Here is an 11,028-nt window from a genome sequence, read left to right on the forward strand (position 1 = left end):
GACACTCAGGGGCCGGCCCCCTCCGTAGAGCAGATCAGCCGTCTGGGGCTTGAACAGGCTTTTTCCCTGTTCAACCAGATGTCGAGCCAGTTGACTGACTCCTACAGCCTGCTGGAAGCCCGGGTTTCCGAGCTTAAAGGCGAGTTGGCCGTGGTCAGTGCCCAGCGCATGGAAGAGCTGGCCGAGAAAGAGCGACTGGCCAACCGTCTGCAAAACCTCCTCGACCTGTTGCCCGGTGGCGTGATCGTCATCGACGAGCAGGGCCGTGTGCGCGAAGCCAACCCGGCGGCCTGCAACATGCTTGGCCTGCCGCTGGAAGGCGAGCTGTGGCGCGAGGTCATCACCCGCTGCTTTGCCCCGCGGGAAGACGACGGCCACGAAATTTCCCTCAAGGATGGGCGCCGCCTGTCCATCGCCACGCGTTCCCTGGATGCCGAGCCTGGCCAGTTGGTGTTGCTCAACGACCTGACTGAAACCCGGCACCTGCAAGACCAGTTGGCCCGCCATGAGCGCCTGTCGTCTTTGGGGCGAATGGTCGCTTCCCTGGCCCACCAGATTCGTACGCCATTGTCGGCCGCGCTGATTTACGCCAGTCATTTGACTGATGAGCAATTGCCCGCCGCCACCCACCAGCGTTTTGCCGGTCGCCTCAAGGAGCGCCTGCACGAACTGGAGCATCAGGTGCGCGACATGCTGGTGTTTGCCCGCGGCGAATTGCCGCTGACCGATCGCGTCACCCCGGCCGCCTTGATGCAGTCCCTGCAAGCGGCGGCCGCCACTCATATCCAGGAAGCGTCAGTCCGTTGGCAGTGCGACAGCCATTACGGCGAGTTGCTGTGCAACCGCGACACCCTGGTGGGCGCGCTGCTCAACCTGATCGAAAACGCGACCCAGGCCAGCGGCCCCGGGGCGCGGCTCAAGGTGCACCTGTACAACCGTGGCGAGACCCTGCGCCTGAGCATCAGCGACAGCGGCAGCGGGATTGACCCGGTGGTGCTGCAGCGCCTCGGCGAGCCTTTTTTTACCACCAAGACCAACGGGACCGGCCTGGGCCTGACCGTGGTCAAGGCAGTCGCCCGTGCACATCAGGGAGAATTGCAGCTGCATTCCCGGTTGGGTCGTGGCACGTGCGCGTTGATCACGCTGCCGCTGTTTTCATGCGCCGTCAGCGCGGAGTAAAAGGTCATGACTATCAAGGTTTTATTGGTTGAAGACGATCGCGCCCTGCGTGAAGCATTGGCTGACACGCTGTTGCTGGCGGGCCATGACTATCGGGCGGTCGGTTCTGCCGAAGAAGCCCTGGACGCGGTGGAGCAGGAGTCCTTCAGCCTGGTGGTCAGCGACGTCAACATGCCGGGCATGGACGGACACCAGTTGCTCGGCCTGTTGCGTGCGCGCCAGCCGCAACTGCCGGTGCTGCTGATGACCGCCCACGGCGCCGTGGAGCGTGCCGTCGACGCCATGCGCCAGGGCGCTGCGGATTACCTGGTCAAACCTTTCGAACCCAAAGCCTTGATCGAGCTGGTCGCGCGCCATGCCCTCGGTGCCCTGGGCGCCGCCGACGGCGAAGGTCCGATTGCCTTCGAGCCGGCCAGTGCGCAATTGCTGGAGCTGGCGGCCCGTGTCGCCCGCAGCGACTCCACCGTATTGATCTCCGGCGAGTCCGGTACCGGCAAGGAAGTGCTGGCGCGCTACATCCACCAGCAGTCCCATCGTGCCAGCCAGCCGTTCATTGCGATCAACTGCGCGGCCATCCCCGACAACATGCTCGAAGCCACCTTGTTCGGCCATGAGAAAGGCTCGTTCACCGGCGCCATCGCCGCCCAGGCCGGCAAGTTCGAACAGGCCGACGGCGGCACCATCCTGCTCGACGAAATCTCCGAAATGCCCCTGGGCCTGCAAGCCAAGTTGCTGCGGGTATTGCAGGAGCGCGAAGTGGAGCGGGTGGGCGCACGCAAGCCGATCCAGCTGGACATCCGTGTGGTCGCCACCACCAACCGCGACCTGGCGGGCGAAGTGGCGGCGGGGCGCTTCCGTGAGGACCTGTTCTACCGGCTCTCGGTGTTCCCGTTGGCCTGGCGCCCGTTGCGCGAGCGCCCGGCCGACATCATCCCGCTGGCCGAGCGCCTGCTGGGCAAGCACGTCAATAAAATGAAGCATGCCCAGGCGCGCCTGTCGGCCGAGGCCCAGGCCTGTCTGATCAGTTACCCGTGGCCCGGCAACGTGCGGGAACTGGACAATGCGATCCAGCGTGCGTTGATTTTGCAGCAGGGCGGCCTGATCCAGCCCCAGGATTTCTGCCTGGCCATGGGCGCGGGCGCAGCCCCGCAGCCGAGCCTGGCTGCCGCGCCACAGGTCGAAGCCGTGCCTGCCGAATCCGCCGGCGCCCTGGGCGACGACCTGCGTCGCCGGGAATTCCAGATGATCATCGACACCCTGCGCTCCGAGCGCGGGCGCCGCAAAGAAGCCGCCGAGCGCCTGGGCATCAGCCCGCGCACCCTGCGCTACAAGCTGGCGCAGATGCGTGACGCCGGGATGGACGTGGAAGCCTATCTCTACGCCACCTGAAAATTCTCAAAGCCGACAGGGCCAGTCGCCTTTTCTTACAGAATGCCACGGAGCTGGCACCCTTGTTGCTACCACCCCTGTAATCGCTGTGTAGTGTCAAAAAATTGCGGGTCGTCGGAGAGAAAGTTCATGAGCCAAGGTGTTGAGTTCAATCGGTTGATGTTGGATATGCGGTCCATGCAAATGGATGCCATGGCTCAACCGAAATCCGCCGCGCAAGCCGTACCGGAATTGGGCCAGAGCAGCTTTGCCGACATGCTCGGCCAGGCCATCAACAAAGTCAGCGACACCCAGCAGGCATCCAATCAGTTGGCGACCGCCTTCGAGATCGGCAAGAGCGGCGTGGACCTCACCGACGTGATGGTCGCCTCGCAAAAAGCCAGCGTTTCATTCCAGGCCTTGACCCAGGTGCGCAACAAACTGGTTCAAGCCTATCAAGACATCATGCAGATGCCGGTTTAAGGACGATTTGAGTCATGGCAGAAGCACTCGTGGATAACGCACCCGCCAAGGCAGACGGCAAGCCGCCGCTGTTTGGCCTGTCGTTCCTGGAAAACCTCTCCGAGATGACCATGTTGCGTCAGGTAGGCCTGATGGTCGGCCTGGCTGCCAGCGTGGCGATTGGTTTTGCCGTGGTGCTGTGGTCCCAGCAACCGGATTACCGTCCGTTGTACGGCAGCCTGGCCGGCATGGATTCCAAGCAGATCATGGAAACCCTGGCGGCGGCAGACATCAGCTACACCGTCGAACCGAATTCCGGCGCCCTGTTGGTCAAGGCCGACGATGTGGCCCGTGCGCGGATGAAGCTGGCGGCTGCCGGCGTAACCCCGTCCGACGCGAATATCGGCTTTGAAATCCTCGACAAGGACCAGGGCCTGGGGACCAGCCAGTTCATGGAAGCCACCCGCTACCGTCGCGGCCTGGAAGGCGAACTGGCGCGCACCATCTCTGCCCTGAACAACGTCAAGGGCGCCCGCGTGCACCTGGCGATTCCGAAAAGCTCGGTGTTTGTGCGCGATGAACGCAAGCCCAGCGCCTCGGTCCTGGTCGAACTCTTTGCCGGCCGCTCCCTTGAGCCTGGCCAGGTATTGGCGATCATCAACCTGGTGGCCACCAGCGTTCCTGAATTGAGCAAGTCGCAGATCACCGTAGTCGACCAGAAGGGCAACCTGCTGTCGGACCTCGCGGAAAACTCTTCGCTGACCATGGCCGGCAAGCAGTTCGACTACAGCCGTCGCATGGAAAGCATGCTGACCCAGCGGGTGCACAACATCCTGCAACCGGTGTTGGGCAATGATCGCTACAAGGCTGAAGTGTCGGCCGACGTCGACTTCAGCGCCGTCGAATCGACCTCCGAGCAGTTCAACCCGGACCAGCCGGCCCTGCGCAGCGAGCAATCGACCACCGAACAACGTACCGCCAGCAATGGCCCGCAAGGCGTGCCGGGTGCCCTGAGCAACCAGCCACCAACCCCGGCCACTGCCCCGCAAACCACCGGTGGCGCTGCCGCTACCGCAGGCGCGGTGCAGCCTGGCCAGCCGCTGTTGGACGCCAACGGCCAGCAGATCATGGACCCGGCCACCGGCCAGCCCATGCTCGCGCCGTACCCGGCCGACAAGCGCAACCAGTCCACCAAGAACTTCGAGCTTGATCGTTCCATCAGCCACACCAAGCAGCAACAGGGTCGGATCAATCGCCTGTCGGTGTCGGTGGTGGTGGATGACCAGGTCAAGGTCAATGCCGCAGACGGCGCCATCACCCGCGCCCCATGGAGCGCCGATGAATTGGCGCGCTTCACTCGCCTGGTGCAGGACGCGGTGGGCTTCGATGCCAGCCGTGGCGACAGCGTCAGCGTGATCAACATGCCGTTCTCCGCCGAGCGTGGCGAAGTCATCGCCGAGGCAGCGTTCTATACTCAGCCGTGGTTCTGGGACATCGTCAAGCAAGTGCTGGGGGTGTTGTTCATCCTGTTGCTGGTGTTCGGCGTGCTGCGCCCGGTGCTCAACAACATCACCGGCCACGGCAAGAAGCAGCTGGCCCTGGCCGGCGGCGACGTCGAACTGGGTGGCATGGGCGGCCTCGATGGCGAACTGGCCAACGATCGCGTGAGCCTCGGTGGCCCGCAAAGCATTCTGTTGCCGAGCCCGAGCGAGGGTTATGACGCTCAGTTGAACGCAATCAAGAGCCTGGTGGCCGAAGACCCGGGTCGTGTGGCCCAGGTCGTGAAAGAGTGGATTAACGCAGATGAGTGATAGCCGAGCTGCAGTAGCCAAACTCTCCCGGGTCGACAAAGCCGCCGTGCTGTTGCTGTCCCTCGGAGAAACCGACGCCGCCCAAGTGCTGCGCCACATGGGGCCCAAAGAGGTTCAGCGTGTCGGCGTGGCCATGGCGCAAATGCGCAATGTGCACCGCGAGCAAGTCGAGCAGGTGATGAGCGAGTTCGTCGAGATCGTCGGCGACCAGACCAGCCTGGGCGTCGGCTCCGACAGCTACATTCGCAAGATGCTCACCTCGGCCCTGGGCGAAGACAAGGCCAACGGCCTGATCGACCGTATCCTGCTGGGTGGCAACACCAGCGGCCTCGACAGCCTGAAGTGGATGGAACCGCGGGCCGTGGCCGATGTGATCCGCTACGAACACCCGCAAATCCAGGCGATCGTGGTGGCGTATCTCGACCCCGACCAGGCCGGTGAAGTGCTCGGCCACTTCGACCATAAGGTGCGCCTGGATATCATCCTGCGCGTCTCGTCGTTGAACACCGTGCAGCCAGCGGCCCTGAAAGAACTGAACACGATTCTCGAGAAGCAGTTCTCGGGCAATTCCAACGCTTCGCGCACCACCCTGGGCGGCATCAAGCGTGCGGCCGACATCATGAACTTCCTCGACAGCTCGGTGGAAGGCCAGTTGATGGACTCGATCCGCGAGATCGACGACAGCCTGTCGGTGCAGATCGAAGACCTCATGTTCGTGTTCAACAACCTCTCCGACGTCGACGACCGTGGCATCCAGGCGTTGCTGCGGGAAGTCTCCTCCGACGTGCTGGTGCTGGCGCTCAAGGGCTCCGACGAAGGCGTCAAGGAAAAGATCTTCAAGAACATGTCCAAGCGAGCTTCCGAACTGTTGCGCGACGACCTCGAGGCCAAGGGCCCGGTGCGCGTCAGCGACGTGGAAACTGCACAGAAGGAAATCCTCACCATTGCCCGCCGTATGGCCGAAGCCGGAGAAATCGTTCTCGGTGGGAAGGGCGGCGAAGAAATGATTTAAGGCGCCGCGCATGTCGAACAAAGATGAGACGCCCAGCGATCTGATTCGCGCACGGGACGTCGGAGGGTTCGACGTCTGGTCGCTGCCCAGTTTCGACCCGCATCGCCCGGAGCCTGAGCCGGAGCCGGTAGAAGAACCCCCGGCCGAGATGGAAGAAGTGCCGCTGGAGGAAGTCCAGCCACTGACCCTGGAAGAGCTCGAAAGCATTCGCCAGGAAGCCTACAACGAAGGTTTCTCCACCGGCGAGAAGGACGGTTTTCGCAGCACCACTCTCAAGGTCCGCCAGGAAGCCGAGGCCGCGCTGAGCGTCAAGCTGGCCAGCCTGGAAACCCTGATGGGCAGCCTGTTCGAGCCCATCGCCGAGCAGGACTCGCAGATTGAAAAAGCCATGGTCGGGCTGGTGGAGCACATCACCCGCCAGGTGATTCAGCGCGAATTGGCCCTGGACTCCACGCAAATCGAAAGCGTGATGCGCGAAGCCCTCAAGCTGCTGCCCCTGGGCGTCGGCAACGTGCGGCTGTACATCAACCCGCAGGATTTCGAACAGGTCAAAGCCCTGCGCGAGCGCCATGAAGAAACCTGGCGCATCGTCGAAGACGCCGCGCTGCTGCCCGGTGGTTGCCGGGTCGAGACCGAGCACAGCCGCATCGATGCCACGGTGGAGACGCGCATCACGCAGATCATGGCCAAGCTGTTCGATCAGTTGCACGAGCAGGCGCTGCACCCGGCAGAGCCGGACTTGAGCGTCGAGCTGGACACCCCCGATGCGCCTTGACCGCACCAGCTTCGCCAAGCGCCTGGGTGGCTATGCCGAAGTCACCGAGTTGCCCGGCCAGCCGATCCTGGAGGGCCGCCTGCTGCGCATGGTCGGCCTGACCCTGGAAGCCGAAGGCCTGCGCGCCGCCATGGGCAGCCGCTGCATGGTGATCAACGACGACAGCTACCACCCGGTGCAGGTCGAAGCCGAAGTGATGGGGTTCTCCGGCAGCAAAGTATTCCTGATGCCCGTCGGCAGCGTTGCCGGCATTGCCCCCGGCGCTCGCGTGGTGCCGCTGGCCGACACCGGCCGCCTGCCGATGGGCATGAGCATGCTCGGCCGCGTGCTGGATGGCGCCGGGCGCGCCCTCGACGGCAAGGGCGGGATGAAGGCCGAAGACTGGGTGCCGATGGACGGCCCGACCATCAACCCGCTCAAGCGCAACCCCATCAGCGTGCCGCTGGACGTGGGCATTCGCAGCATCAACGGTTTATTGACGGTGGGCCGCGGCCAGCGCCTGGGCCTGTTTGCCGGTACCGGCGTGGGTAAGTCGGTGTTGCTGGGGATGATGACGCGCTTTACCGAGGCCGACATCATCGTGGTCGGGCTGATCGGCGAGCGGGGCCGGGAGGTGAAGGAATTCATCGAGCACAGCCTCGGCGAAGAGGGCCTCAAGCGTTCGGTCGTGGTGGCCTCGCCAGCGGATGACGCGCCGCTGATGCGCCTGCGCGCCGCGATGTACTGCACGCGCATCGCCGAATATTTTCGCGACAAGGGCAAGAACGTCCTGTTGCTGATGGACTCCCTGACCCGTTTCGCCCAGGCCCAGCGGGAAATTGCGCTGGCCATCGGCGAGCCGCCGGCCACCAAGGGCTATCCGCCGTCAGTGTTCGCCAAGCTGCCCAAGCTGGTGGAGCGTGCCGGTAACGCCGAAGCCGGTGGTGGTTCGATCACTGCGTTCTACACCGTACTCTCCGAGGGCGATGACCAGCAGGACCCGATTGCCGACTCGGCGCGGGGCGTGCTCGACGGGCACATCGTGCTGTCCCGGCGCCTGGCCGAAGAAGGGCACTACCCGGCCATCGACATCGAAGCCTCCATCAGCCGGGTGATGCCGTCGGTGGTCACCCCGGAGCACATGATGCGCGCGCAGCAGTTCAAGCAACTGTGGTCGCGTTATCAACAGAGCCGCGACCTGATCAGCGTCGGCGCCTACGTGGCCGGCGGCGATCGCGAGACCGACCTGGCGATTGCCCTGCAACCGCAACTGGTGACGTACCTGCGCCAGGGCCTCAACGACAAGATCAGCATGGGTGAAAGCGAGGCACACCTGGGCACCATCTTCGCGCCGGCGCCGGGCGGATAAACCATGGCCAACACTCGCGCCGCGCGCCTTGCCCCGGTGGTGGACATGGCCGAAAAAGCTGAAAAGACCGCCGTCCAGCGCCTGGGGTACTTCCAGGGCCAGGTTCGCCTGGCGGAAAGCAAGCTGGGGGACCTGGAGCGCTTTCGCGGCGAGTATCAGCAGCAGTGGATCGAGCGTGGCAGCAAGGGCGTCTCCGGGCAGTGGCTGATGGGCTACCAGGGCTTTCTCAACCAGTTGGAAACCGCCGTCGGCCAGCAGCGCCAGAGCCTGGCCTGGCACCAGGCCAACGTCGACAAGGCCCGCGACAGCTGGCAACAGGCCTATGCCCGGGTCGAAGGCCTGCGCAAGCTGGTGCAGCGCTACATCGACGAAGCCCGTGCACTGGAAGACAAGCGCGAGCAGAAATTGCTGGATGAATTGTCCCAGCGTCTTCCCCGCCAAAACCCCTATTAACCACGCCCTCGCTCCTACATGGATTTGCCCACTTCCCTATCACCTGCTACACCTTGTTGCACATTGCCAATGACAAGGAAGCAGTCGTATGTCAGTCGAATCAGAAGTGTCCCTGGACGGGACGAAGTTGACGATCACCGTCAGGGGGCGATTCGATTTCGGTAGCCACCAGGCCTTTCGTGATGCCTACGAGCGGTTCTACAAGGTGCCCGAGATCTACGTGGTGGACTTGAAGGAAACCACCTACATGGACAGCTCGGCCCTGGGCATGCTCCTGCTGTTGCGTGACCATGCCGGAGGCGACAATGCCGAAGTGCAGGTGGTCAACGCCAACTCCGATGTGCGCAAGATCCTGGCCATTTCCAACTTCGACAAACTGTTCGACCTCACTTGAGCGTCCTGGCCCCGGTCCTCGAGGCGCTGACGGTGTTGATCGCCGAAGACAGCGCCGCCGACCTGTTGTTGCTGTCGACCATCGTGCGCCGCCAGGGCCACCAGGTGCTGACCGCCAGCAACGGCCAGGAAGCGGTCGATGTGTTTACCCGTGAACGGCCGCAGTTGGTGTTGATGGACGCCCTGATGCCGGTGATGGACGGCTTCGAGGCGGCCCGGCAGATCAAGCAACTGGCGGGGGAGGCGCTGGTGCCGATCATCTTCCTCACCTCCCTGCGCGAGAGCGAAGCCCTGGCCCAGTGCCTGGATGCCGGGGGTGACGACTTCCTGGCCAAACCCTATAACCAGGTGATCCTGGCGGCAAAGATCAATGCCATGGATCGCCTGCGTCGCTTGCAGGCCACGGTGTTGCAGCAACGCGACCTGATCGCCCGGCACCACGACTACCTGCTGCAGGAGCAGCGAGTGGCCAAGGCGGTGTTTGACAAGGTGGCCCACTCGGGCTGCATCAACGCCGCGCCGAATATTCGTTATGTGCAGTCGCCCTACGCGCTGTTCAACGGCGATTTGCTGTTGGCCGCGTACACGCCGTCGGGCGATATGCATGTGCTGCTGGGGGACTTTACCGGCCACGGTTTACCGGCGGCGGTCGGCGCCATGCCCCTGGCGGAAGTGTTCTACGGCATGACTGCCAAGGGCTACGGATTGGCGCAAACCCTGCGGGAGATGAACGCCAAGCTCAAGCGCATCCTGCCGGTGGACATGTTCTGTTGTGCCACCTTGCTGTGCCTCAGCGCCCAGCGACGGGTGGTGGAGGTGTGGAACGGCGGCATGCCCGACGGCTACGTGCATGACGTCACCACCGGCAAGCGCACGCCGCTGGTGTCGCGGCATTTGCCATTGGGCGTGCTGGCGGCCGAGGCGTTTGATGACTGCACTGAAGTCTGGCCGATGGCGCTGGGTGACCGAGTGTTTTTGCTGTCGGATGGTGTGCTGGATACTGCCGATGCCCATGAACAGTTGTTTGGCGCCGAGCGGTTGCAGCAGGTGTTTGCGGCCAATCGCGAGCCGGACCGGTTGTTCGAGGAGATCGAACAGGCCCTGGCGGGTTTTCGCGGTGAGGTGCGCGATGACATCAGCATGGTGGAGATCAGCCTGCAGGCGGATGAGCCGTTGCGTTCGTCGTCGGTGGTGTATTCCGACAGTGGGCAGTCGTCGCCGCTGGATTGGTCGGTAAGTTTTGAGTTTCGTGCCGAGACGCTCAAGTCCTACAACCCTTTGCCGTATTTGTTGCAGTTGCTGTTGGAGATTCATGGGCTGCGGGAGCAGAGCGGGGCGTTGTACAGCGTGATGGCAGAGTTGTATTCCAATGCGCTTGAACATGGTGTGCTGGGGCTGGATTCGCGGCTCAAGCGGGATGCACAGGGGTTTGCTGCGTATTACCGCGAGCGTAATGAGCGGCTGGCGCGGTTGGATAGCGGGTATGTGCGGGTGCACCTGGATGTGGTGCCGACCGGGGAGGGGGGGTGTCTGACGCTGCGGATCGAGGACAGTGGGGCCGGGTTTGATGTGGATAAGGTGCTGGCCAGGCCGCTGGATGTTGACCGTCTGTCTGGTAGGGGATTGAGCCTGGTGCGCCAGTTGAGCAGCGATGTAGGCTGGTCTGACGGCGGGCGGTGTGTGTGCGTGGAGTTTTCATGGAAGGCTCTGGCATAATCCGCCGATTCTTGATCAAGGAGCGAACAAGTGGCAGAGATTCATCTGGACCCCTATGTGCTGACTGGCTTGCAGGAGGTCATGGAGGGCGAGTATCCGAAGCTGCTCGACACTTTTCTCGATGACTCGCAAAAGCGGGTAGAGGCGTTGCGCCGGGCTCGGGATGATGCCAAGGCGCTTGGGCGGATTGCGCATAGCTTCAAGGGGAGTAGCGGTAATCTTGGGGCGGTGCGGTTGGCTGAGCTTTGTCAGTTGCTCGAGGATAAGTCCGCCAAGCCTGTGGTTGCGGATTTGGCGCAGTTGGTGGATGAGATTGACCATGAATTCGCGCTGGTGCGGCCGTTGTATGAGCATGAGCGGGGGCGGTTTCAGCTCTGACGCTTTTGGTGTGTATATCCGTTTCTTCGGTAACGGCGGCTTATGGTTTCGCTCTTGCAGCGAGTCACTTTGCAAAAGCGGCACAGTAACCAAAGCGCTCTGCCCCATCAAAAACCAGAGCGAAAGCAGAGCT

11 protein-coding genes are annotated in these 11,028 nt (G+C 63.1%); all 11 read left to right on the top strand.

Features of this window, described 5'->3' with window-relative positions; translation table 11 throughout:
* The first annotated feature begins 33 nt into the window (after positions 1–33).
* The 11 genes from HX869_RS29600 to HX869_RS29650 all read left to right on the top strand — a co-directional run bounded on the left by HX869_RS29600 (position 34) and on the right by HX869_RS29650 (position 10,895).
* Positions 34–1,179, top strand: a complete 1,146-nt coding sequence (locus HX869_RS29600) for an ATP-binding protein (protein ID WP_166742199.1) — start codon at positions 34–36, stop codon at positions 1,177–1,179.
* A 6-nt stretch (positions 1,180–1,185) separates the two neighbouring features.
* A complete protein-coding gene (locus HX869_RS29605) occupies positions 1,186–2,568 on the top strand; it encodes a sigma-54 dependent transcriptional regulator (RefSeq protein WP_178904074.1) in 1,383 nt (460 codons plus the stop codon).
* Positions 2,569–2,697: 129 nt separating this feature from the next.
* Positions 2,698–3,030, top strand: coding sequence for a flagellar hook-basal body complex protein FliE (gene fliE / locus HX869_RS29610; RefSeq protein ID WP_003214581.1), 333 nt, complete (start codon positions 2,698–2,700; stop codon positions 3,028–3,030).
* A 14-nt stretch (positions 3,031–3,044) separates the two neighbouring features.
* Complete coding sequence (gene fliF / locus HX869_RS29615) at positions 3,045–4,820, top strand: flagellar basal-body MS-ring/collar protein FliF (protein ID WP_008434839.1); 1,776 nt, start codon at positions 3,045–3,047, stop codon at positions 4,818–4,820.
* Positions 4,813–5,832, top strand: coding sequence for a flagellar motor switch protein FliG (fliG, locus tag HX869_RS29620; protein ID WP_003214577.1), 1,020 nt, complete (start codon positions 4,813–4,815; stop codon positions 5,830–5,832). The genes fliF and fliG overlap by 8 nt, the downstream gene beginning before the upstream one ends.
* Before the next feature lie 10 nt (positions 5,833–5,842).
* Positions 5,843–6,607, top strand: a complete 765-nt coding sequence (fliH, locus tag HX869_RS29625) for a flagellar assembly protein FliH (RefSeq protein WP_008434837.1) — start codon at positions 5,843–5,845, stop codon at positions 6,605–6,607.
* Positions 6,597–7,955 carry a flagellar protein export ATPase FliI gene (gene fliI, locus HX869_RS29630; protein ID WP_087694334.1) on the top strand — a complete coding sequence of 453 codons (1,359 nt, stop codon included), beginning with the start codon at positions 6,597–6,599 and terminating at the stop codon, positions 7,953–7,955. The genes fliH and fliI overlap by 11 nt, the downstream gene beginning before the upstream one ends.
* Before the next feature lie 3 nt (positions 7,956–7,958).
* Positions 7,959–8,408, top strand: coding sequence for a flagellar export protein FliJ (fliJ, locus tag HX869_RS29635; protein ID WP_008434833.1), 450 nt, complete (start codon positions 7,959–7,961; stop codon positions 8,406–8,408).
* Positions 8,409–8,496: 88 nt separating this feature from the next.
* A complete protein-coding gene (locus HX869_RS29640; protein WP_003214569.1) occupies positions 8,497–8,802 on the top strand; it encodes an STAS domain-containing protein in 306 nt (101 codons plus the stop codon).
* Entirely contained in the window at positions 8,799–10,517 is a 1,719-nt protein-coding gene (locus tag HX869_RS29645; protein ID WP_177116767.1) for a fused response regulator/phosphatase, read from the top strand. Before HX869_RS29640 ends, HX869_RS29645 begins: the two co-directional genes overlap by 4 nt.
* Before the next feature lie 30 nt (positions 10,518–10,547).
* A complete protein-coding gene (locus tag HX869_RS29650; RefSeq protein WP_178904075.1) occupies positions 10,548–10,895 on the top strand; it encodes an Hpt domain-containing protein in 348 nt (115 codons plus the stop codon).
* The last annotated feature ends 133 nt before the right edge of the window (positions 10,896–11,028 follow it).

This window comes from Pseudomonas sp. P7779 (assembly GCF_013386315.1).
Classification (GTDB): domain Bacteria; phylum Pseudomonadota; class Gammaproteobacteria; order Pseudomonadales; family Pseudomonadaceae; genus Aquipseudomonas.

Coding starts and splice junctions, on each gene's coding strand:
- HX869_RS29605 (WP_178904074.1), top strand. CDS start 1,186: ATGACTATCAAGGTTTTATTGGTTGAAGACGATCGCGCCCTGCGTGAA.
- fliE (WP_003214581.1), top strand. CDS start 2,698: ATGAGCCAAGGTGTTGAGTTCAATCGGTTGATGTTGGATATGCGGTCC.
- fliF (WP_008434839.1), top strand. CDS start 3,045: ATGGCAGAAGCACTCGTGGATAACGCACCCGCCAAGGCAGACGGCAAG.
- fliG (WP_003214577.1), top strand. CDS start 4,813: ATGAGTGATAGCCGAGCTGCAGTAGCCAAACTCTCCCGGGTCGACAAA.
- fliH (WP_008434837.1), top strand. CDS start 5,843: ATGTCGAACAAAGATGAGACGCCCAGCGATCTGATTCGCGCACGGGAC.
- fliI (WP_087694334.1), top strand. CDS start 6,597: ATGCGCCTTGACCGCACCAGCTTCGCCAAGCGCCTGGGTGGCTATGCC.
- fliJ (WP_008434833.1), top strand. CDS start 7,959: ATGGCCAACACTCGCGCCGCGCGCCTTGCCCCGGTGGTGGACATGGCC.
- HX869_RS29640 (WP_003214569.1), top strand. CDS start 8,497: ATGTCAGTCGAATCAGAAGTGTCCCTGGACGGGACGAAGTTGACGATC.